We start from the raw sequence: 23,565 nt of genomic DNA, 5'->3' as shown, positions 1-23,565 counted from the left end.
AGTTATTGCATGGCATGCCAAGCAGCGCAGCGCCGAAGCATCTTTTCGTGCTTGCGGACGAAATTACACCGCGCATTGCGTGGAGCGTACTTACATGGCCGGGACAAACAGGACCACTGCTCGACACGACGACGGTCGAGCTAGTGCATTTCGATAACACCAGCACCACAGATGCGGCCAATGACGCCGCGCCGCTTCACGTGATCGTCGCGTCACAGCAAGCTCAGAACGACAGCAAACTCGCCAGTCTCGCCACGGCAAGCGCGGAACCTCAGCTGATTCAAACTGCTCTTTCGTCGGCTGCAAACACAGCGCAGGGACAACATCCGGTACTGATCGCGGATAACGGTGCCGCAACACGCGAAGCCGTGCTCTCCGCGCTCGCCGAACCCGGCGCATGGGTGCATATCGCCGCGCACGGCACTGCGCAGCCGCAACGTATCGGCTACGCGGGTCTATGGCTGGAACCATCAGGCGAGGACAAAACGCCGGCGTTTCTGAGTTGGCTGGATATCCTGGACAAGGGCGTACGCGCGGGTCTGGTCGTGCTCAACGCCTGTCAGTTGGGTGACAGCGGCAATGCGATCAATGGCAACCTGAGTTTCGCTGCCGCGGTCTCGCGCGCAGGCGCGCGCCAGGTCGTTGCGGCATTGTGGCCGGTCAGCGATTCGGCCGCGGCGCTGTGGGTGCCGGCTTTCTATTCCGCGCTGGTTGCCGACCCGGATCACAACGCCGCAGCCGCCTTGCGCGCCGCGCAACTGCGCCTGCGCGCGAGCCGCGCGTTCGCGCATCCGTTTTTTTGGGCGGGCATGCAGGCCACGTCGCGGCTGTCGCTGCCCGCGCCCACTTTATCGTCCGCGCCAATCGCCACCAAGACGCACGGCGACAAATTGCACTGACGCGGTTGTGGATTAGTTTGAAAATTTCGTTCGCCCTGAGCGTAGGCGCTCGCGCCGAAGTCGAAGGGCACCAGCCAAACCGCTTCGACTTCGCTTGCTGCGCAAGCTACGCTCAGCGCGAACGGTTCTTTTACATTCAAACTAGACCACTATCCTGACGTAATGCACATGGATTGCGGCCGATGCAATCGGTAACATGCGTGATCTTTCGCCGGAGCACACCATGCGCCTCACCCTGATTGCCGCCGCCATCGCCGTTTCGTTCGCCGCTTCCATCCCCGCCGCTGAAAACGATAACGCCGGTTCAGCGCCGGCGCTCAGTGTGCTACACTGCGGACACTTCATTGACGTCGACGCGGGCAAGCTCGATGGCGAAACCACGATCGTGATTGAAGGCAAGCGCATCAAGGAAGTACTGGCGGGCAATCAGGAGCGCGCCGGCGCGCAGTCCATCGATCTCAAACAGGCCACGTGTCTGCCCGGCCTGATCGACAGTCACACGCACCTGACGATGCAGATCACACCGACCTATTACAGCGATCAGTTCCGCTGGAATCCGGCCGATTACGCGATCCGCAGCACCGTCTATGCAAAACGCACGCTCGATGCCGGCTTCACCACGGTGCGCAACTTGGGCGACAACGACTACGACTCGGTAGCGCTGCGCAACGCGATCAACGCCGGCATCGTGCCCGGCCCGCGTATCTTTACCGCGGGCACGGCGATCGGCTCGACTGGCGGTCACGCCGACAACACCAATGGCTATCGGCACAATCTCGCCGGCGATCCGGGTCCCGCGCAGGGCATCATCAATTCACCCGAAGATGCGTGGAAGGCGGTGCGCGAGCACTACAAGAATGGCGCCGACCTGATCAAGATCATGCCGTCGGGCGGCGTGCTCGACGAGGGCTCGAGCGTCGACAACGCGCAGCTGACCATCGAAGAGGTCAAGGCGATCGTCGCCGCGGCGCATGACAACGGTTTCACGGTTGCGGCGCACGCGCACGGGGCCGAGGGCATCCGCCGCGCAGTGATCGGCGGCGTCGATTCGATCGAGCACGGCACCTTCATTAACGACGAGGACATGAAGCTGATGAAGGAGCACGGCACCTGGCTGGTGCCGACGATCATTGCCGGCAAGTACGTCGAGGAACAGGCGAGCAAGCCCGGCGTGTATCCGCCGCAGGTTGCGGCCAAGGCGAAACTGGTCGGACCGATCATTCAGGCGGCCGCGGGCAGGGCCTACAAGGCCGGCGTGAAGATCGCCTTCGGCACCGACGCCGCGGTTTATCCGCATGGCCAGAACGCCAAGGAATTTCAATACATGGTCGAAGCCGGCATGCCGCCGATGTTCCTGATCCAAGCCGCGACGACGCACGCGGCGCAACTGCTCAAGCACGAGAAAGACCTCGGCAGTATCGCGCCGGGCAAATTCGCCGACGTGATCGCGGTCAACGGCAATCCGCTGGACGACGTCACGCTGCTGCAAAAGGTGAGTTTCGTGATGAAAGAGGGCGTTGTGTACAAAATCAGCAAGTAGCACGACCCGGATGGTTGTTTCCCCTCTCCCCTTGTGGGAGAGGGTGGCGCGCAGCGCCGGGAGAGGGGAAGGCGCCGCAGGCGCCTGCTGCGCAGGCGTCACCCTCTTCCCCAACCCCTCCCCCATCAAGGGGGAGGGGCTCATTCCCACATCAGCAAACCGCATAGCATCGATCCGCCTGTTCCCTTGCTTCCTGACCAGCCTGTAAGCCGGCGTGCGGCTTGGTCGATTTCACCCGTACAGGAATCGCATCCACGGCCTTGCAGCTTTTGCACACGTGTAAGATGATTTCGGGTGTAATCTTTGCGCGGTTTTGCGGAATGCAGAAGTATGCCGTGCTACGGCTTTGATCTGCATGGGCGAAGGGGTTCGATGAAGTAAAACGACATCCGGGATACATGCCGGATACAAACCAATCCTCAATCGGAGCACATGATCATGGCTACCAAGAAGAACACGAAGAAAAAAGCGGGCGCGACGAAAAAAGTGACGAAAAAAGCGGTGAAGAAAACAGCAAAGAAAGTAGCAAAGAAAGTAGCAAAGAAAGTGGGGAAAAAAGTCGCCAAGAAAGCAGTGAAGGTAGTGAAGAAGACTGGTCCGGGACCCGTGGTAAATCCCAAGACCGGCCCTGGACCGGTGGTAAATCCCAAGACGGGTCCGGGACCCGTTGTAAACCCTAAATTCGGTCCGGGACCCGTTGTAAATCCCAAGTAATCTGTCCGAGCAGGCTGAAGCAAAGCGAGATTTGCAATACGCGCGGGGCCTGACCAATCATCAATCGGAGCGCACACCATGGTCAAGAAAAGCACACTATCGGATCATATGAAGCAGATCATTCCAGCCGTTCATGCGGCGGTAGACGCTGCTGTGAAGTCCAGCAGCCCCAAAGCTGGTCCCGGGCCAAAGCCTGCGGGCATTGGCGGTCCAGGACCAGTTGTAAATCCGAAATTTATAGTCGTGACTGTTGGCTTCGAAGTTGATTGAAGCTCGAAAATCCAGCAACCCGTGTAGCGCTCTAGCACCCGCGGCCAGCGCTACTGCTGTTTAGCGTCTAGCGCCAGGCGCGCCAACACCCAGCCGAAACCGTGTTGCCGCGCTCGTGCCTCCAGTTGCAGGTGCGCTGCGGGCGCCGTTGGATCGTGGGCTTGTTCAAGTAGTTGCACCGCGGCAAGTTCGGCCTCCAGCGAGTGCGACAACCAGTTCCGCTTTTGCGCATCGGCGGCAAATTCACGCAACTGCGCGATCGCTTGAGTGAGATCCCCGGACTCGCCAAGCAATTGCATCAGTGCGATGTCCACGACGGCGACTTCTTGACGTTGGGTGATTGCACGGCGCAACTCGCGCGCGCGCGCGGCCGCGATGTCGCGCTCGGCGGGCTGATTCAGCGCGAGATAACATAGCGCGCTCAAGCTTTGTGCGGTGGCTTCCTCGGCTACTTTGCCGTTGGCCGCGTAATTTCTGATCGCCTGCGCCAACCGATCACGCGCGGAAGCAAAGCGCCTGTATCCCATGTCGATCTGCGCCAACCCCAGATCTGTAAACGCCTCCACGTCCGAATTTCCGGTATCTCTGGCAAGCTTCTGGGTACGCTCGAATGCCGCGACGGCCGTTGCGATCTCGCCGCGGTCGCGTGCCACTGCGGCACACTGGGCATCCACGCTCATTACACTGGAGGGGTCGGTCAGTTCTTTGGCCTCGGCTTGCGCCTTCACGCAAATTTCCCGTGAAGCATCCAGCTCACCGCGCAAACTCAGCGCAGCTTCGTAGTTATTCAGAACATAGAGACGACGAGCGCGCTCACCAGCCCGCTCATCGAGTGCTATCGCCTGCCGGTAGTTTTCCATCACGTCGTCGCTGGCGGCTTCGTCCGATTGCATGTAGGCCAGAGCCGCCAATCCCCAACCCTCGCCACTCAAATCACCCGTCTCCTTATAGATGTCCAGCGCGTGATGCACTGCGTTTTCCGCCGCGTCGCGGTCGCCTTGACCCCATAGCAGCAGGGAAAGGTTGCTGTAGATCGCCGCGATACCGACTTGATCGCCTATGCGTTGATAGATCTTGAGCGCGAGCTGGTATTCGTCGTTTGCCTCATGCGGTCGCTTGCTGCCGACCATCAGGTTTGCCAACGAGGTTCTTGCATTGGCTTCGGATTTTGGATTTTCGCTGCGCTGAAAGTCGGCTATGGCCTGACGCATCAGTTTTTCCGCTTCGTCGTGGCTGCCCAACGCATCGCGCGCCAGACTTAATTCCCGCTTGGCTTCCGCGGCCAATTCCAGCTGGTCGCGCGATTGCGCTTGCTGCAACGCGCGTTCGGCGTGCTGTGCCTGCGCCTTGGGGTCACCTTGATCGCGTGCCGCCTTGGCGGCTGCGAGTTCGACGCGCGGATCGCCGTCGAGGCCGGGCAGTTGGCGCAATTCCGCAAACGCGGCCGTGGCCTGTGCGGATTCGCCGGCGTTGATCAGATCGTTGTACAGGTCCAGGCGGGTTTCCGGATTGCTCGGATCGAGCGCAACGAGTTGCTTGTCCAACCCGGTCGCTTTCAACCATTCCGATTTCTGCACCGCGACCTGCCGGTCGATGCGCAGACGCTGCTCTTGCGACAAGCCGTTGCTGTTGGCAGCTGCCTGCTGCGCTGCGGCCAGCGCCTTGGCATCGTAGCCGAGGGCCTTCCACGCCTGCGCAAGGTAGACGTAAGCCGGCGCGTAGCCCGGCGCAAGCGCGAGCGCATCGAGCAACTCGCCTTTTGCGCGTGCGGGATCGCTCTTGCGCAACGCGTCCAGCGCGATACCCATGTGCCGCGCGACATCGGTATTGCTCGGCTGAGTGCGGTCGACTTCCTGTTTTTCGGCCGTGCTGATCGCGGCGAAGCCGAGCTTGGTGCGCAAATCCGCACCGGTTCTATCGACGAGTGCGGGCAGGTCCGACAGCAAACCGGCCTGCTCGACATTCGCAATCTGCACGCCGCTGCGCGCATCCTGCATGGCCAGATCGAGGCGCAGTTTTGCGTCGTCTCCGGCACCGGAAATCAGATAGCTGCCGCTGAGTACATAGTCGGCGCCCAGACGCTTGTGCAACGTGGCCAGACCCTGCGGCGCATAGCCGCCGGCGCCCGGCGCGGCAAGATCAGCGCGCGCGCCACGCACAAGTTCGTCGGGCAAGGCGTGCATCTTGCTGCCGAGCGCAAGTTCGGTGCTGAGCATCTGCGCGAGCGCGGGTGCGATCCAGGCCTGATCTTTATTTTGCGTCAGGTTGTTGAAATCGACGATCGCCAGCGCGGCGTTCGAGCCGGCGAATCCGCGCGCCTGGCGCTCCAGCGACACCAGCTCCGCGGCAACGGCCGCGATCAACGCGACGGCGACGATCGCGGCGACGCCGATGCGATGCCGGCGCACAAACTTGTAGGCGCGATAAACGACGTGGTCGCGCCGCGCCGCGATCGGATGGCCGGCCAGATAGTTGTGCAGGTCGCCGGCGAGCGCTGCGGCGCTGGCATAGCGGCGCGCGGGCTGGTGCCTGAGCGCGGTGAGCACGATCACGTCGAGATCGCCGCGCAGGCGTTTGCGCGGCACCGGCGTCGCGGCGAGCTTGAGCCGGCTCGGCGCGACCGGATCGGTGGCCTGGATGATGCGCAGCACATCGCTCGCATCGGCCGCGCCGGAAAAATCGTGTGCGCGCTGGTCGGTGAGCAGTTCGTAGAGCACGCCGCCGAGCGCGTAGACGTCGGTCGCTTCGGTAATCGGTTCGCCGCTGATCTGCTCGGGCGCGGCGTATGCCGGCGTCATCGGCCGGTCGCGCTGCACGTTGGTCAGCGTGGCGACGGGTTCTTCGTCGTTCTGCAGCAGCTTGGCGATACCGAAATCGAGCAGCTTGGCGCTGCCGTTCGCGGTGATCAGAATGTTCGACGGCTTGATGTCGCGGTGCACGACATGACGCTCGTGCGCAAATTGCACCGCTGCACAAACTTCCACAAACAACTTTATTCTTTCTTCCAGTTTTATGTTTTTGTCGCGACAGTAGTCGAACAGTGGCAGGCCTTCGACGTATTCCATCGCGAAATACGGACGTCCATCGTCTGTAATGCCGCCATCGAGCAGATGGGCGATGTGCGGATGTTCGAGGCGCGCGAGGATCTGCCGTTCGCGCAGGAAACGTGCGAGCACCGCGTCGGAATCCATGCCGCGCTTGATCAGTTTCAGCGCCGCGCGCTGCCTGAACTGGCCGTCGGCGCGCTCGGCCAGCCAGACGATGCCCATGCCGCCCGAGCCGATCTTGCGCACCAACCGCCACGGCCCGACGCGGCTGTCGATCTGGGCGGCTTCGGCGCGCGCGGCTTCGGCGGTGGCAGCGCGGTCGGCAGCGGCGGCCGCTGCAGCGCGCGATGCCGAAAGTTTATCGTCGGGGTGTCTTGCGGACTCCTCCGAATCGAGCATCGAAACCACGATTTTGCGCAGTTCCTGATCCTCGCCGCAGAGACTGACGAGCAGGGTTTCGCGTTCCTGCAACGGCACGTCGACCAACCGTTCGAAGATATCGCCCACCCGTTGCCAGCGCTCGGTGTCGACGTTCATGCGAGCGCGATCCAAAGGTCGGGCCGGCGCTGACCGGTCGCGCACGCACGGGCCGAAAGACGGCCCGTAGCCTGCCTTGTCAGGTCATCACGCATTGCCCGGGTCCGCGTCGAAACCGATCCAGCCACCATCGTTATGCCCGCAACGTATCGCTGCAAGGGCTCTTGCACGCGTGTTTCCCCTGACCTGACTATAAATTTGTTGCGCACGACAAACAAGCGACCCGCTGCGGTATACCCAATCCGGTCGCACCATCCGGCGCCGCGCCGCACGCAAGACGCTTGCATTGGCTGGCAAGCACCACCATCTCCGCTATCCTTGCGCACTTTCATCGACAACCGCGAACCATGACCGAACCGAGCCACGTTTTCGAGGCGACCCAGGAGAATTTCGAGACCGCCGTGGTCCAGGCATCGCTGACCACGCCGGTACTGGTGGATTTCTGGGCCGCATGGTGCGGGCCGTGCAAAGCGCTCACGCCGATTCTGGAAAAAGTGGTCGCCAGTTACGCCGGCACGCTCAAGCTCGCCAAAGTGGACACCGATGCGCAGATGCAGCTCGCCGCCGCGTTCGGCATCCGCAGCCTGCCGACCGTGGTGCTGGTCAAGGACGGCCAGATGGTCGACGGCTTCATGGGCGCGCTGCCCGAATCGGGTGTGCGCGAATTCCTCCAGCGCCACGTCGGCGATCCGGCTCCTGTCGCCGAAGAGCCCGCCGTTGTCCCGCTGGCTGACGATGAAACTCCTGTGCAGGCAATCGCGCGGCTCGAAGGCGAGATCGCGGCCAATGCAGACCGGCCCGAGCTCAAACTCGATCTTGCCCTCGCCCACCTGCGCGCGGGCGACGCCGATGCAGCGCAAGCGCAGCTCGATGCGCTGCCGCCGAATCTCGCCGAGGACACCAAAGCCCGGCGCGTGCGCGCACAGCTCGATTTCGCGAGTGCGCTGAAAGGTGCGCCCGATATCGCCGCGCTGCGCGCACGCCTTGCGCAGGATCCGGCCGATCACGAAGCGCGCGATCTGCTCGGCGTGCATCTCGTGCTCGGCGACGATCCCGCTGCGGGCCTGGATGAATTTCTCAATCTGCTGCGCAACGCGCGCGCATGGAACGAAGGTCAGGCGAAGAAACGCCTGATCGCCGCGTTCAGCGTGCTCGACGACGAGGATCTAGTTGGCAGCTATCGGCGCAAGATGGCCTCGTTGTTGTTTTAGTGCGTAAGTGGTCAGTGGCAAGTAGCAAGTAGTGAGTGGTAAAAGGAGGTCGCTGTGCGGCTCGCCAAGCCTGGGGTTGTTCTTTCCACTCGCCACTTACGACTTCCCCGCTCACTGCTTCACAACTCACCGCTCGGCACGCACGTCTTGCCGCGACTTGCGGCGTAACCGCTTTCGCCGCAACGGCCGGCAATGCGAGAATGTGGCATTCCGCACGAGATCGCACATGCAAGACGTCCCCGCCCGCGCGGCCAAGCCGACAGCCAAACCGATCGCACCTGTCAGTGCCGATAAATCGCTGCCGCTGCGCATCAACGGCAAGGCGTACTTTTTCGATGGCGACGGCGACATACCGCTGTTGTGGTACCTGCGCGATGTGCTGCGCCTGACCGGCACCAAGTTCGGCTGCGGCATCGGCGTCTGCGGCGCATGCACGGTATTGATCGACGGCAAGGGGCAGCGCGCATGCCTGACTCCGGCCAAGGCGGCCGCGAATCGCGACGTGACGACGATCGAAGGCCTTGCCGGCGCCGAACTGCATCCGTTGCAACAGGCATGGATCGAAGAGGATGTCGCCCAGTGCGGTTACTGCCAGGCCGGACAAATCATGGCCGCGGCGGATTTGCTCAAGCGCAACCCGAATCCGAACGACGACGACATCGGCAAGATTTCCAATCTGTGCCGCTGCGGCACCTATCCGCGCATCCGCAGGGCGATCAAGCGCGCGGCTGAGATCGCGCGTGCGAACGCCAAGAAATGACGCGCGTGCGCAGCAATCGAAACGATCCCGACCTTGCGCGGCGCAAGTTCCTGTTTGTCGGCGCCGCGGCGTCGGGCGCGCTGCTCGTTGGCTGGCGCGTCGGGCGCGCGCAGGCGTCGGCGTTGCCGTATCTGGGCGCGCGCTTCGACGCGCAACCGCTCGGCGCCTTCATCCGTATCGAGAAAAACGGCGATGTGATCATCGGCGCGCGCGGCTGCGAAATCGGCCAAGGTGTGAAAACCTCGCTGCCGATGCTGATCGCCGAGGAACTCGACGTCGACTGGAGCCACGTGCGTGTCGAGCAACTGCCGTACGGCTATGTTGACACCGACCAGGGTCCGTCGAACAAATACGGCAGTCAGGGCGCGGGCGGCAGCGACAATATTCCGAGTGCGTGGAAGGATCTGCGCCAGGCCGGCGCGACCGCGCGCTGGCTGCTGCTGGTCGCGGCTTCCGCGCAGTGGAATATTCCCGCCGGCCAGTTGCACACGGAAGCCGGCAATGTGATCGCGCCCGACGGAAGCCGGCTGAGCTACGGCGCGCTGGTCGCGACGGCGGCGGCCCTGGATCCACCCAAGGAGCCCGTCGCGCTTAAGAAACCCGAAGACTTCAAGATCGTCGGCAAGCCGACGCGCACGGTCGACGCGCGCGAAATCGTCACCGGCCAGGCGACGTTCGGCATCGATGCCTACTTCGCCGACGCACTGTTCGCGGTGATCGCGCGCTGTCCGTATCTCGACGGCAGCATCGACAAGCTCGACGATGCCGATGCGCGCAAGGTGCCCGGCGTCAAGGATGTGATCCGGCTCGCCGGGCCGAAACCAGAGGAAGCGTTCGACGGCGTACTCGCGAACGGCGTCGTCGTGCTCGCGACCAGCACCTGGGCCGCGCTCAAGGGCCGCGAGAGTCTCAAGATCGAGTGGAAACCTGGTCCGTGGGCAAACGAGTCGAGCGTCACACTGGCCGCGCGTGCTGCCGAACTGCTGAAATCCGACGATGCCGGCGTGGGTGTGCGCGGCGACGGCGATTTACCAAAGGCGCGCAAACAGGCGAAGAAGACGGTGGCGGCGCGCTACACGATGCCCTTTCTCGCGCATGCGACGATGGAGCCGCCGAATGCGCTGATATCCGTCGAGAAGGATAAAGTCGTACTGATTGCATCGCTACAGAGCCCGTCCGGCGCTTCGCAGATCATCAACCGGATTACCGGCGTCGCGCGCGACAAGATCGAAATCCGCCTCGTGCGCGCGGGCGGCGGTTTCGGCCGACGTCTGAAAAACGACTTCGTCGCCGAAGCCGCGACGATCGGCAAGGCGGCCGGCAAACCGGTGAAATTGATCTGGGCGCGCGAGGACGATATCCAGCACGATTTTTATCGCCCGTTTGGCGTGCACGACATGCTCGCGACGCTGGACCGCAAGAACGAAATCACCGGCTGGTCGCAGCGCTGCGCCGCAACGCCGCGCAACTATCGCGACGCGGGCATGAAGGACGAGCCGATCTGGACCGGCTGCCTGGTGCCGGACGATTTTCCGGCAAACCTGATCGCGAATCTGCAGAAGTCGTTCTATACGGTCGACTCGGGCATGCCGCGCGGCTGGTGGCGCGGGCCGGTGCATACCTTCGGCGCGTTCGCGGTGGAAAGTTTCATCGACGAGATCGCGCACGAGATCAAGCAGGATCCTCTGGCACTGCGCCTGAAATTACTCGGCGAGGCGCGCGAGCTGCCGTACAAGGACTACGGCGGTCCGGTTTTCGATACCGGGCGCATGGCTGGTGTGCTCAAGGCCGCCGCCTTCAAGATCGGCTGGGAACACAGGCGCGAGGGCGATCGCGGCCTCGGCATTGCCGGGCACTTCACCTTCGGCGGCTACGCCGCGCACGCGTTCGAGGTATCGGCGATCGACGGCAATGTCGTCATCCACCGCGCGGTCTGCGCGATCGACGTCGGTCGCGTGGTCAATCCGCTCGGCGTCGAGGCGCAGGCGATGGGCGCGACGATCGATGGCATTTCCACCGCGCTCAATCTTGCCGTCACGCTCAAGGACGGAAAAGTACAACAATCCAATTTTAGCGATTATCCACTTTTACACATGGGGCGCGCGCCGATCGAGGTCGAAGTGGTCATCATGCCGTCCGACAAGGAACCTTCCGGCGCCGGCGAGATGGGTATTCCAAGCGCCGCGCCCGCGCTGACCAATGCGGTCTTCGCCGCCACCGCCTACCGCATCCGCGAGCTGCCGATCGGCGATCAGTTGCGCAGGATTCTCTGACGAATCCTCGCGGCGGCGTCAACCGTGTCGATCGTGTCGCGGACCACGCCAACCACACTCTGAAACTGGCTATGCGCGCCGGGTCTGCGTGCACCAGTGCAATGCTTGCTCCGCGATCCGGCCCGCATCGCGGCCGAGCAACGGGCCGACGTGACTGGCGCCGGGCAACTGACGGAATTCCGCAGCGCAGGCCTGCGCCAAGGCGAGGCTCGTGCGTGGTGGAACGTCGTCGTCGGATTCGCTTGCGAGCACCAGCATCGGACAACGCGGGAGATCCACGCGCATGCCACTCGCCGCGGCGCGCAGCACGGCACCGGATTCGTCGCGCCAGCGGCGCAGCGCGAACAGACGCGCAGCGGCGTCGGCATCCGGCAGCGCGCGCGCCGTCGACGCAAACGAGCGCTGCGAGCCCCACGTGACGATTTCGGGATAGTCGCGCGGCGCCGCATGTGGTTCGATAACCGTCGCGCCGACCGCTGCCGGCGACATTGGATTGATCAACACCAACGCGGCAGGTTGCGCACGCGCGGCGACGAGCATGGCAAGCAAGCCACCGAGGCTGGCGCCAATCAGCACGCATGCAGTTGTCGCCGGAGCCGACGGTATGGACGTCGCCGGCTCGGTGCTTGCGCGCGTCCACGCAACCACCTGCTGCGTATAGTCTTCAATCTGCGTTGCTGCCAGTCCGCGCGACGCAGGCAGCAGATCGGGCGCGCTTACCTGCCAGCCGTGGGTCTCGAATACGCGACGCCAGATGGCCCACTCCCAGCCACCGCCGCCCGCGCCATGCACCATGACAACGCGCGACGCCATATGTGTGTGCTCGATGCGCATAAGGCATTATCGGCAATTCGCTCTTGCGGCGCGCGCCGGCACCCTCACCTCTTGCATTCGCCTCGTCTGGAATCCGCTCTCATGTCGTCATCGAGTACCTCGATCTCGTCCCTTTTAAGTCCGTTCCAACTCGGCAGCCTCACGTTGCGCAATCGCATCGCGGTATCGCCGATGTGCGAATACTCCGCTGTCGATGGCGTGCCGAACGACTGGCACCTCGTGCATCTGGGCAGCCGTGCGGTGGGCGGCGCGGGACTCGTGATGACCGAAGCGAGCGCGGTATCTGCGGAAGGCCGCATCTCGCTGGGCGATGCAGGAATCTGGAACGACGCGCAAGCGGCCGCGTGGCAGCGCATCGCCAGTTTCATTCGCGGTCAGGGCGCCGCGGCGGGTATCCAGCTTGCGCACGCCGGTCGCAAGGCGAGTACCGATGTGCCATGGCACGGCGGCAAGCCGCTCGCCGCCGATGCCGGTGCGTGGACGCCGCTTGCGCCCAGCGCAATCGCGTTCGACCAGTACGCGATGCCAAAGGCACTCGACGATGCCGGGATACAAAAAGTCATTGCGGATTTTGCCGCCTCGGCGCGACGCGCGCGCGCGGCCGGCTTTGAGCTGATCGAAATTCACGCCGCGCACGGCTATCTGCTGCACGAATTTCTGTCGCCGCTGTCGAATCGGCGCGACGACGAATACGGCGGCTCTCTGGAAAACCGTGCACGCCTGCTGCGCGCCGTTGTCGAAGCCGTGCGCAAGGAATGGCCCATGCCACGGCCGCTCAGCGTACGCGTGTCGGCGACCGACTGGGTGCCGGGCGGCTGGGATATCGACGAATGTGTCGAACTCGCGCGCTGGCTCAAGCGCGACGGCGTCGATCTGATCGACGTTTCGTCCGGCGGCAACGTGCCACACGTAAAAATTCCGCTCGCACCCGGCTACCAAGTGCCATTCGCCGCGCGCATCCGGCGCGAAGCAGATATCGCGACCGGCGCCGTAGGCCTGATTACAGCCTCGCAGCAGGCGCAGGAAATTCTCGACCGCGGCGATGCCGATCTCGTGTTCTTCGCGCGCGAGCTGTTGCGCGATCCATATTTTCCGCGGCGCGCGGCGAAGGAACTCGGCCTCGAGATCAAACCGCCGGATCAATATCTGCGCGCGTGGTAAACAGACATCCTAGCGTCCATTTCATTGTAGCTTTACTGTCAGCTCACCTCTCCCGCTGGCGGGAGAGGTCGGCGCGCCTAGCGCCGGGTGAGGGTGGCGCAACATTGAACAGTACACCGTCAATGGCGCCACCCTCATCCGCCTTCGGCACCTTCTCCCGCCAGCGGGAGAAGGGAATCTGCGGGACGGCAACTAGTGTTCATCCAGCACTGACGCGGGCTTCCATTTTTCCGGCGGCGGTTCCCACGCCTTGCGCGGTACATCCATGCAGGTGACGATGATCAGAGCCCACACGCACTCGTACTGGCCACCGGAGCTGTCGGTGAAGATTTTTTTCTTGACCAGATTGTCGTCGACGAACTGGCTCACATCGTCCAGCAGGGTCCAGCCCGAGCCGCGCCAGTACTGATCGAAGTGATTCGGCCGGATTTTCAGCGGTCGATGCGGCAGCATGATCGGCGACGGCGCTATCGACTTGGCAATGAAGTTCGGCTTCGGCCGCATTGCATCGATCTGTTCGACCAGATCCTTGGGCACGTTCAGGCTGCCATCGGGGTTGTAGGCGCGGAACTGCGGAGCAGGCTGCGTCGATTGCGTGGTCACCGCGGCGGCATCGTGCACTGGCAGCGTCGATTGAGCGCGCGGCGCGATCGCCCCGTTGCGCGCGGGCGCGGCAGCCTGTGGGCGCGCAGCAGATGTGCTCGGCGCCGCGGCTCGCGGCGGCGCGACGGGCAATGGCGGCTCGGGGGGCAGCGCGTCGATCAGGGTCACGAGGATGCGATCGCGATCCTCTACAACCTGCGGCCGCATCAAATCGCGCAGCCACAGGCCGAGCAGGAGATGCAGCAGCAAGGCCGCAGCCAGCGCACCGATCCACAATGGGCGCGGCAGCCTGTGCGGCGGCGCCGCGGCGCGCTTCAGGGCGCGCCGGCGCACATCCGAGTGCCAGGCATCCACGTCCACGGCAAGCTCCGTGTCGGCGTTCGCGATGATGAAGGGTCTCTCGGCGAACGTCATGCGTGCAGCGGCCAAGCCTTGAGCGGCGGATTGGGCAAGTTACCGGGTCACGTGTAAATCTGCGCTGACTTGCCACCCTGCCGCAGCGCTACTTGACCCGCCGCGCCGAAAGGAGAACGCTTGGGGGCCCAATGATCAACTCAGGAGTGCGCGGTTATGGCCTACACCACCGAAGGCATCCGAAACATCGCGCTCGTCGGCCATACGGCCGCGGGCAAGACCACGCTGTTCGAGGCCTTGCTGCATGCGGGCGGCGTGATCGGCAGTCCCGGCTCCGTCGAGCGCGGCACCACGGTTTCCGATTACGATCCGATGGAGAAGGAGCGAAAACAGTCGCTCAACACCGTGATCGCCTCGATCGATCGACCCAATGCGATTGCAGGCGATTGCCATATCAACCTGATCGACACGCCCGGCTCGCAGGATTTCCGCGGTCCCACCCTGACCGCGCTCGCCGCGGTCGAAACCTGTGCGATCGTGGTCAACGCGCACTCCGGCATCGAATACGGCACGCAGCGCATGATGCATCACGCCAAAACCCGCGGCCTGGCACGCATCATCGTGGTCAACAAGATCGACGGCGGCAATCCGCGCAAGCTGATCGAACAGCTGCGCGAAACGTTCGGCCCGGAATGCCTGCCGATCAATCTGCCCGCGCAGGACGGCAAGTCCGTGGTGGACTGTTTCTTCAAGCCCGAAGGCGTGCCGGATTTCTCATCGGTCGCCGAAGCGCACCAGCGCATCATCGACCAGGTGGTCGAAATCAACGAAACCGTGATGGACCATTTTCTCGAACAGGGCGAAGAGGGCCTGTCCGGCCAGGAACTGCACGATGCGTTCGAGCAGTGTCTGCGCGAAGGCCATCTGGTGCCGGTGTGTTTCGTCTCCGCGCGCACCGGCGCAGGCGTGAAGGAACTGCTCATGCTGATGGAAAAGCTGCTGCCCAATCCGCTGGAAGGCAATCCGCCGCCGTTCGTCAAAGGCACAGGCGCGAACGCGACGCCGATCATGCCCCAGCCCGATCCCAAACAGCACGTCATCGCCGATGTGTTCAAGATCGTCAACGATCCTTTCGTCGGCAAGCTGTCGGTGTTCCGCGTCTATCAGGGCACAGTGAAGAAAGACACCCAGTTGTTCATTGACGACAGCAAGAAACCGTTCAAGGTCGGCCATCTGTTCAAGCTCAAGGGCAAGGACTATCTGGAAATCGATCAGGCGATTCCGGGCGATATCGCGGGTGTCGCCAAGATCGAGGAAATCCATTTCGACGCCGTGCTGCACGATTCGCACGACGAGGATCAGATCCATCTGCAGCCGCTCGCGTTTCCGCAGCCGATGTTCGGCCTCGCGGTCGAGCCCGCGCACAAAGGTCACGAGCAGAAGCTCGCGCAGTCGCTGCACAAGCTCAGCGAGGAAGACCCCTGTTTCCGCTACGAACACAACAAGGAATTGAACGAAAGCGTCGTACGCGGCCTGTCCGATCTGCATCTGAAGTTGATGCTCGAACGCATGAAGGAGCGTTACGGCGTCGAGGTGAAAACACGTCCGCCGCGTATCGCCTACCGCGAAACGATCGGCGCGCACGCCGAAGGCCACCACCGGCACAAGAAGCAGACCGGCGGCGCGGGACAATTTGGAGAAGTATACTTGCGCATCGAACCTCTGCCGCGCGGCGGTGGCTTCGAGTTCGTCGACGAAGTCAAGGGTGGCACGATTCCGGGCCAGTACCTGCCCGCGGTCGAAAAAGGCGTGCGCCAGGTGCTCGATCATGGTGCGATCGCCGGCTATCAGCTGCAGGACGTGCGCGTCATCGTTTACGACGGCAAGTATCATCCGGTCGATTCCAAGGAAGTCGCCTTCGTCAGCGCCGGCAAGAAAGCGTTTCTCGAAGCGATCGCCAAGGCGCGACCGCAACTGCTCGAACCGATCGTCAACCTCGAAGTCTTCGTGCCCGACCACTACATGGGCGACGTCACCGGCGGCCTCGCCTCGAAACGCGCGCGCATCAACGGCACCGATTCATTGCGCGGCGGCGAACTCGTGGTCAAGGCCCAGGTCCCACTCGCCGAAGTCACCGACTACCAGACCGAACTCAAGGCCCTGACCCAGGGGCAGGGCCGCTACGCGATCGAGTTCAGCCACTACGACCCGGTGCCTGCGCAGGTGCAGAAGCAGTTAGTCGATGCATACAAGCCGAGGGTGGAGGAAGAGTAGGCTCTGCAGAGACTTTGATGGGGGGATGAATCATGCGCGGTTTGATTCGCTGGGTTTTGCGTATTGTGGGGACGCTGGTGGTGCTGCTGGCGTTGGCGCTCGGCTTCGTCTATTGGCGCAGCAATGCCCTGCTTGCGCCGCATATCGAAATCGATGAAGCGGCATTGACCATCCCGGGCGATGCGGGCGCGGTCGCGCGCGGGCAGCACATCGTCCTCACGCGCGGCTGCGGCGAGTGCCACGGCGCAGATTTCGGCGGCCATGTTGTCGTCGATTTCCTGCCGGTCGGGCGCCTCATCGCACCGAACCTGACGCGCGGCAAAGGCGGCCTGCCGGAGGGCTTCACAGCCACAAATTGGGAGCGCGCCATTCGCCATGGTCTCGCGCCGGACGGACGCATGCTGATAATCATGCCGACGCGCGATTTCACCTCGCTCACCGATGCCGATACGGCCGACTTGATCGCCTACATGCAGCAACTGCTGCCGGTGGATCGAGCATGGGAACCGTTATCCGTCGGGCCGATTCCACGCGTGCAGATGCTGCTGGGTCAGATTCCGCTGGCCGAAGCGCGCGTCGTCGACCAGCATGCCGCACACGCTGCTTCGATAACGCCGGCACCGACCGCCGAGTACGGTAGCTATCTTTCCCACACCTGTTCGGGCTGCCACGGCGAACATTTTTCCGGAGGACGCATACCCGGCCTGCCGCCGAGTTTTCCGGTCGTGGCGAATATCACGCCGGACCCGGCGACCGGCATCGGCCGTTGGACAAAAATGGATTTTTATACCGCGGTACGCAGCGGCAAGCGCCCCGACGGATCGAGCATCGATCCGTTCATGCCCTGGGGCACGTTCAAGCAGATGACCGATACCGAACTCGATGCGCTGTGGGCGTTTCTACAGACACAGCCGCCACGGCCGGCAGGACAACGCTGACAGGAGCACGTGCGAAAGACTGGTTCCCGAAAGAAGCGCGATCCAGCGTTCGCGGCGGGCTCTCACTCCGCCGCGTGCATGCGCTGAATAAACACGGTCGAGCCGGTTTCAAAATGCAGCGCCAGTTGAGAGCCGTTGTGCTCGGACGACAGCACCTTGACCGGACCACGCTCCTGCGCGGCTTTCACGTCGCATAGATGAAACTGTTCCGGTGTGCCGATCGGGTTCAACACCAACGGCGGACTTGTCGGGACGTATCCGGAAAACGAGCCGCCGCCGGCCATCGGGAAGCGCTGCATCCACATGAAAAATTTACCCTCGTGCGGAATCGAGACGCGATACGGATCGTGCACGGTGTCCAGCGCACCCGATCGGGTCCAGACGCGAAGAATGTGTCCTTGCGTGCAATCGGCGGAAGTGCATTCCTGCAACACGAAGTATTCATCATCGGCCATGCGCACGGTGCGGAAATCGAGAATATCGCCCTTTTGAAAGGGCTCGGCAGGATAGATCACGGCCGACATGCGTGGGTCGACCTGGAAGTTGCTGGAAATGACGTAACCGCCGTGGCGCGTTTCCCATTTCGGCGATGTGACATCGACTTGCGGCAGCACCGTCTGCGCGATCGCCGGCGTCGTGCCTGCGACGACGCAGGCCAACAAAAACTTGCTTCCGAAATTCATCGTATTGTCACTCCAATCAGCGCCTGCGCCTCAGCGAGCGCGATCCATTAGCCGCCACGCTAAGCGCAGCCGGTGTTGGAATCAAGATCGACTGTGTAAGTTCCTGTAACGGAGTCTGCGCGCCGGGCACTGGCTCGGCGCGTTGCGCCAGTACGGAAATTCAGGAGGTCAGTCCGGAAAGTCCGCGAGTTTGTCGAACGAACCCATCCAGTAAATGCAATACCCCTCTCGGCGTTTTTCGCGAACCAGCGTAGACTGCGCCGCACAACCAGATTCCGGGGAGGAAGCGTCATGATCTCGCTCGCTCAGCTTTGGCTGCCGATCCTGCTATCGGCCGTGTTCGTGTTCATCGCCAGCAGCATCCTGCACATGGTGATCAAGGCCTGGCACATGCCCGATTGCAAGGGCTTTTCCAATGAACGCGAAGTCAGCGCCGCCATCAACAAGGGCAACGCCGGCGCCGGCCTCTACATGATTCCGTATTGCACGCCGGAGGCGATGAAGAACCCGGCGACGCAGGAAATGTTCAAGCAGGGTCCGGTCGGCGTCATGTTCCTGCGCAAGCCTGGGCCGATGAACATGGGTGCGTTTCTCGGCCAGTGGTTCGCGTTTTGTCTGGTCGTGTCGTTTGCCTGCGCGCTGGTCGCCGCACATGTGATCGCGGGCGACACCTCGTTCGCGCACGTATCCCACGTCATCGGCTTCGTCGCCGTGATGGCTTATTCCTTCGGCGTGATTCCCGACGCGATCTGGTGGGGCCATCCCTGGGGCAGCGCGATCAAGCACATCATCGATGGCGTGATCTACGGCGCGATCACCGGCGCCACGTTCGCCTGGTTGTGGCCGGCGTGATCCATAGGCGCCTGAACGCTACCTCGGCTCGCGCGTGTCTGCTGCTGGCGCTCGTGAGCGCCACCGCGCTGGCGCAGACGCCTTCGGCCGAGGTACACAAATTCGTCGCCTACGACGATGCCGTCATCGCGCTCACCCATGTGCGCGTGATCGACGGCAGCGGCGCGCCGGCGCAGGAAAACCGCACGGTCGTTTTGCGTCAGGGGAAAATCGCGTCGATAAGCGATGAGGCGACAGCGCCTCCGGACGGTGCGCGCGTGATCGATCTTGCGGGCCGCAGCGTGATTCCCGGCCTGGTCGGCATGCACGACCACCTGATGTACACCGCGTCGATCAACTTCGACGAGGACAACAAGATTCCGCCGCCCGGATTCCTTGTCACCGAGCTGGCGTTCTCCGCGCCGCGCCTTTATCTGGCGTCGGGCGTGACCACGCTGCGCACCACCGGCAGCATCGAGCCGTACACGGACTTGAACATTCGCCACCTGATCGACGACGGCAAGATGCCGGGTCCACATATCGACGTGAGCGGCCCTTACCTCGAAGGCAAGGACAGTTTCTTCCCGCAGATGGCCGCGCTGACCGATCCCGAGCAGGCGCGCAAGACCGTCGCGTTCTGGGCCAGCCAGGGCGTCACTTCGTTCAAGGCGTATATGGATATCGGCGAAGCCGTGCTCGGCGCGGCGATCAAGGAAGCGCATCGTCAGGGCATGAAGATCACCGGGCATCTGTGCTCGGTCGACTATCGCCAGGCCGTGGCGCTCGGCATCGACGATCTCGAACACGGCCCGATCTATACCGACTCGGAGTTCGTGCCCGAGCGCAAGCACGATGTCTGCCCTTCCGGTTCGGCACAGGCTGCGTCGTGGGAGAAACGCGAGATCGACAGCGCGCCGGTGCAGGATCTGATCCGCGATCTGGTCAAGCACAACGTCGCGCTGACCTCGACGCTGCCGGTATTCGAAGCGTCGATCACCACGCGCCCGCTGCTGTCGCAACGGCAGATGCGGATGATGTCCGCCGAATCGCTGCGCAGCCATCTCAATGCGCGCGCGATGGCCGCGACCGCGCCGGACCGGGCCGCAAAAAGCGAGGCCGCGCTGAAGAAGGAAATGGCGTTCGAACTTGCCTTCGTGCGCGCGGGCGGCCTGTTGCTCGCCGGCCCCGACCCGACCGGCAACGGCGGCGTGCTGCCGGGATTCGGCGATCAGCGCGAAGTCGAATTGCTGGTCGAGGCCGGCTTCACCCCGCTCGAAGCCATCCACATCGCCACCGCGAATGGTGCGCGCTACGAAAAACAACTCGACCGCATCGGTACGATCGCGCCAGGCAAGAATGCCGATCTGGTCGTGCTCAAGGGCGATCCGAGTCTGCATATCCAGGACATCGAAAACGTCGAGCTCGTGTTCAAGGACGGTGTCGCCTACGACCCGGTGAAATTGATCCATTCGGTAAGCGGCATGGTCGGGATTCGCTGAGCCTGCGCAGCCATGCATGACTTTGTGCAGAGACGCCGCAGCGCATTCGCGGTTATGCTGAACGTTTAGTCCACGCCTTGCCGGAGCCTTGCATGCGACATCGTGTTGTTTGCGCACTCGTCCTTGCCATTGGCTCTGCCGCTACCCCCGATTCCTTCGCCGCCGGCACTTACGCGCGCGATCCGCAGCAGCCGATCGATACGGCCTATACCGCGAAGATCGCCGAGTACACGACCGAGTCGCAATTCAATTCGCCACTGACGAATTATCTGCCCGCTTCGACCAGCGTGCCGACGCCGGCCAAGGTGCTCGGTGATGTGTCCGGCGCGCCGAACATGCTGCCGTACACCAAAGACATCGTGCGCTACTTCGATCTGCTCGCGCAGGCCAGTCCACGCGTCAAAGTGTTGCGTATCGGCAAGAGCGAGGAAGGCCGCGAGATGATCGCGGTCGCCATCGCCGACGAAGCGCTGCTCGCCGGTCTCAAGGATAACGACGCACGCCTCGCCCAGCTTGCCGATCCGCGCAGCATCGGTCTGGACGACGCCAAGGCGGATGCGCTGGTTGCGCAGTCGACCCCGGTCTACTACATCACCGGCACCATTCATTCGCCCGAGACCGGCGCGCCGACGGCTTTGATGGAACTCGCCTACCGTCTCGCCGTCGATGACGCACCGTACATCAGGAAAATCCGCACGCATGTCATCACCCTGATCACGCCCGTGGTCGAAACCGACGGCCGCGACCGCATGGTGGATTTGTACAATTGGCATCGCGCCAATCCGGGCAAGACGCCGCCACCGCTGATGTACTGGGGCCATTACGTCGCCCACGACAACAACCGCGACGCGATGGGCCTGACTCTGAATCTGTCGCGCAACGTGCTCGACACCTATCTGGGCTGGCACGCCCAGGTGCTGCACGATCTGCACGAATCGGTGCCATTCCTTTACGACAACACGGTCGGCGACGGTCCGTACAACGCCTGGGTCGATCCGATCCTGGTCGGCGAATGGCAGCAGCTCGGCTGGGACAATGTTCAGCAGTTGACCGGTTTCGGCATGCCCGGCGTCTTTGCGCATGGCGACTTCGATACCTGGAGCCCGGGCTATCTGATGTTCATGGCTGCGATGCACAACGGCATCAGCCGTCTGTACGAGACGTTCGGCAACTCCGGCGCGGATACGCTCGACCGCATTCTCGATCCGGCCGACTACGCGCGCACCTGGTACCGACCCAACCCGCCCCTGCCGAAGGTGCGCTGGTCGCAGCGCAACAACAACAACTACGAGCAGACCGGTTTGCTCACGGCGCTCAACTACTTCGCCGACAACGACAAGCGGTTTCTGCGCAACTTCTATCTCAAGGGCAAGCGCTCGATCGAGAAGCCCACCGCCGCCGGCCCGGCGGCCTATGTGCTGCCCGTCGATGACGCGCATCGCGATGCGCAAAGGCAACTTTTACACATTTTGCAATTGCAGCATGCCGAAGTGAGCCGCTCGACCGGCCCGATCACCGTACAGGTACCGGCAGCGCCCGAGAAGGACGACAAGTCCGACGACAAAAGCAATAGCGGAAAAACCGACGGCCAGGGAAAGGACGGCAAGCCGAAAACCGTCGCGCGCACATTCGCCGCGGGCGGTTTCGTCGTGCGCATGGATCAGCCGTATGCGCGCATTGCCGACGCGCTGCTCGACCGCCAGTTCTGGTCGCCCGAGGATCCGCAGAAACATCCCTACGACGATACGGCATGGTCGTTCGGCGACCTGTTCGGCACCGAGGTCGTGCGCGTCGCCGACAACGCCATCCTGAAAGCGCCGATGGAACTGCTGCGCGAACCCGTGCGCGTGCAAGGCGGTGTGCAAGGCAGCGGCAATATCTATTTGATCGACAACCATGCCGACACCGCGCTGATGACCCTGCGCTACGCATTGAAGGACGCCGATGTCGCGGTCGCCGAAAAACCATTCGACGCCGCGAGCCGGCATTTCGGTGCGGGCACATGGATCGTGCGCAAAGTGGATAATGCAACATTTTCCACAAAGTTGAATGCGCTCGGCCTGGACGCCTATGCGGTCGCCGCCGCGCCGGACGTCGCCGCGCACAGGATCGGCGCGCCGCGCATCGCCCTGATGCACACCTGGCTCACCACGCAGACCGAAGGCTGGTGGCGCATGGCGCTCGACAAGCTCGGCGTACCCTACAGCTATATCTCGACGCAGACCGTCGCGCGCGAGGACAACCTGCGCGGCAGGTACGACGTGATCCTGTTCGCGCCGCTCGACATGAGCGATGCGCCTGGCGGTGCAGGCATCTCGCATCTGATCGTCAACGGCCTGCCGCTGTGGGGCAATCCGATGCCGTGGAAAACGACCGCGCAGACGCCGAACATGAACATCGACCAGACCGACGATATCCGGCCAGGACTCGGCGCGGCGGGACTCGCCCACCTGCAGCGTTTCGTCGAACAGGGCGGCCTGTTTCTCGCCGCCGGCAACGCGGCCAGATTCGCGATCGAAACCGGCCTTGCGCCGGGTGTTTCGGTCACCCCGCCGAAGGATCTGAGAGTCGTCGGCAGCGTGCTCAAGGGTGTCGTCGCCGACGAGGCGAGCCCGGTGAACTTCGGTTATGGCAAGGACATCGCGATGTACAGCGCGGATGGTCTTTCGTTCAAACTCAGCAACCTGCTTACCGGCGACGATGGCCTGCCCAACGCGAAGGACTACAAGCGTCCGACCGGCCGCGGCGGCCCGCACGATGTCGATACACCCGAAGGCCGCGCCTCCGTCGAAGCGGCCGAACTGCCGGCGCCGAAGCCGTGGGAGGCGACACCGTTGAACGCAGACCAGTCGCAGCCGAATGTATTTTTCCCGTACATGGTGATTCCGCAGGATCAGCGCGCGCGCGCGCTCGTGCGTTTCGCCGATGAGGACGAACTGCTGATCTCGGGGCTGCTGTCGGGCGGCAGCGCGCTGGCCGAACACGCCGCCGTGGTCGATGCGCGCTATGGCAAGGGCCACACGCTGCTGTTCGCGATCAACCCGATCTGGCGCGGCGAAACGATCGGCAGCTACGGCCTCGTGTTCAATGCGATCCTGAATTTCGACCATCTATACTAAACGTAAAATCGGCACAGG

17 protein-coding genes are annotated in these 23,565 nt (G+C 63.1%); 13 read left to right on the top strand and 4 right to left on the bottom strand.

Annotation, left to right across the window (positions count from 1 at the left end; genetic code table 11):
• From VIE67_RS08570 to VIE67_RS08555, 4 genes are all read left to right on the top strand, one after another.
• Nucleotides 1–899 (top strand): CHAT domain-containing protein (locus VIE67_RS08570; protein WP_332025226.1); only part of this gene is annotated, 899 nt, incomplete at its 5' end.
• 196 nt (nucleotides 900–1,095) lie between these two features.
• The gene (locus tag VIE67_RS08565; RefSeq protein ID WP_332025224.1) at nucleotides 1,096–2,439 is read left to right on the top strand and encodes a metal-dependent hydrolase family protein; all 1,344 of its coding nucleotides are present in this window, start codon (nucleotides 1,096–1,098) and stop codon (nucleotides 2,437–2,439) included.
• 438 nt (nucleotides 2,440–2,877) lie between these two features.
• The gene (locus VIE67_RS08560; protein WP_332025222.1) at nucleotides 2,878–3,153 is read left to right on the top strand and encodes a hypothetical protein; all 276 of its coding nucleotides are present in this window, start codon (nucleotides 2,878–2,880) and stop codon (nucleotides 3,151–3,153) included.
• A 78-nt stretch (nucleotides 3,154–3,231) separates the two neighbouring features.
• Nucleotides 3,232–3,423 (top strand): hypothetical protein, encoded by a 192-nt coding sequence (locus VIE67_RS08555; RefSeq protein ID WP_332025220.1) that lies wholly within the window; start codon nucleotides 3,232–3,234, stop codon nucleotides 3,421–3,423.
• Nucleotides 3,424–3,473: 50 nt separating this feature from the next.
• Here the strand turns inward: VIE67_RS08555 and VIE67_RS08550 are convergent, their stop codons facing one another.
• Nucleotides 3,474–7,007 carry a protein kinase domain-containing protein gene (locus tag VIE67_RS08550; protein ID WP_332025218.1) on the bottom strand — a complete coding sequence of 1,178 codons (3,534 nt, stop codon included), beginning with the start codon at nucleotides 7,005–7,007 and terminating at the stop codon, nucleotides 3,474–3,476.
• A 347-nt stretch (nucleotides 7,008–7,354) separates the two neighbouring features.
• On the opposite strand from VIE67_RS08550, the gene trxA reads away from it, so the two are divergent.
• The 3 genes from trxA (at nucleotide 7,355) to VIE67_RS08535 (ending at nucleotide 11,251) form a co-directional block, all read left to right on the top strand.
• On the top strand, nucleotides 7,355–8,218 hold the full coding sequence (gene trxA / locus VIE67_RS08545; protein WP_332025217.1) for a thioredoxin: 864 nt from the start codon (nucleotides 7,355–7,357) through the stop codon (nucleotides 8,216–8,218).
• Nucleotides 8,219–8,444: 226 nt separating this feature from the next.
• Entirely contained in the window at nucleotides 8,445–8,978 is a 534-nt protein-coding gene (locus tag VIE67_RS08540; protein WP_332025215.1) for a (2Fe-2S)-binding protein, read from the top strand.
• A gap of 5 nt (nucleotides 8,979–8,983) precedes the next feature.
• The gene (locus VIE67_RS08535; protein ID WP_332025213.1) at nucleotides 8,984–11,251 is read left to right on the top strand and encodes a xanthine dehydrogenase family protein molybdopterin-binding subunit; all 2,268 of its coding nucleotides are present in this window, start codon (nucleotides 8,984–8,986) and stop codon (nucleotides 11,249–11,251) included.
• Between the two features lie 69 nt (nucleotides 11,252–11,320).
• Here VIE67_RS08535 and VIE67_RS08530 read toward each other — a convergent pair whose 3' ends face one another.
• Nucleotides 11,321–12,064, bottom strand: a complete 744-nt coding sequence (locus tag VIE67_RS08530) for an alpha/beta hydrolase (protein WP_332025211.1) — start codon at nucleotides 12,062–12,064, stop codon at nucleotides 11,321–11,323.
• A 102-nt stretch (nucleotides 12,065–12,166) separates the two neighbouring features.
• Here VIE67_RS08530 and VIE67_RS08525 point away from each other — a divergent pair, with 102 nt between their 5' ends.
• Nucleotides 12,167–13,246, top strand: a complete 1,080-nt coding sequence (locus tag VIE67_RS08525; protein WP_332025210.1) for an NADH:flavin oxidoreductase/NADH oxidase — start codon at nucleotides 12,167–12,169, stop codon at nucleotides 13,244–13,246.
• 192 nt (nucleotides 13,247–13,438) lie between these two features.
• Here the strand turns inward: VIE67_RS08525 and VIE67_RS08520 are convergent, their stop codons facing one another.
• Nucleotides 13,439–14,263, bottom strand: a complete 825-nt coding sequence (locus tag VIE67_RS08520) for a hypothetical protein (RefSeq protein ID WP_332025209.1) — start codon at nucleotides 14,261–14,263, stop codon at nucleotides 13,439–13,441.
• A 156-nt stretch (nucleotides 14,264–14,419) separates the two neighbouring features.
• On the opposite strand from VIE67_RS08520, the gene fusA reads away from it, so the two are divergent.
• Nucleotides 14,420–16,477, top strand: coding sequence for an elongation factor G (gene fusA / locus VIE67_RS08515; protein WP_332025207.1), 2,058 nt, complete (start codon nucleotides 14,420–14,422; stop codon nucleotides 16,475–16,477).
• 32 nt (nucleotides 16,478–16,509) lie between these two features.
• Complete coding sequence (locus VIE67_RS08510) at nucleotides 16,510–17,415, top strand: c-type cytochrome (protein ID WP_332025205.1); 906 nt, start codon at nucleotides 16,510–16,512, stop codon at nucleotides 17,413–17,415.
• Between the two features lie 62 nt (nucleotides 17,416–17,477).
• Here the strand turns inward: VIE67_RS08510 and VIE67_RS08505 are convergent, their stop codons facing one another.
• Nucleotides 17,478–18,098: a hypothetical protein gene (locus VIE67_RS08505; protein ID WP_332025203.1), complete on the bottom strand. Its 621-nt coding sequence runs from the start codon at nucleotides 18,096–18,098 to the stop codon at nucleotides 17,478–17,480.
• 291 nt (nucleotides 18,099–18,389) lie between these two features.
• Between VIE67_RS08505 and VIE67_RS08500 the strand changes: the two genes are divergently transcribed.
• The 3 genes from VIE67_RS08500 (at nucleotide 18,390) to VIE67_RS08490 (ending at nucleotide 23,547) form a co-directional block, all read left to right on the top strand.
• Entirely contained in the window at nucleotides 18,390–18,950 is a 561-nt protein-coding gene (locus VIE67_RS08500; protein WP_332025201.1) for a hypothetical protein, read from the top strand.
• A complete protein-coding gene (locus VIE67_RS08495; RefSeq protein WP_332025199.1) occupies nucleotides 18,947–20,428 on the top strand; it encodes an amidohydrolase family protein in 1,482 nt (493 codons plus the stop codon). Before VIE67_RS08500 ends, VIE67_RS08495 begins: the two co-directional genes overlap by 4 nt.
• A gap of 92 nt (nucleotides 20,429–20,520) precedes the next feature.
• Entirely contained in the window at nucleotides 20,521–23,547 is a 3,027-nt protein-coding gene (locus tag VIE67_RS08490; protein WP_332025197.1) for a M14 family zinc carboxypeptidase, read from the top strand.
• Nucleotides 23,548–23,565: the final 18 nt, after the last annotated feature.

This window comes from Rudaea sp. (assembly GCF_036560865.1).
Lineage (GTDB): Bacteria > Pseudomonadota > Gammaproteobacteria > Xanthomonadales > Rhodanobacteraceae > Rudaea.
This window is presented reverse-complemented; position numbering and strand designations above follow the sequence as displayed.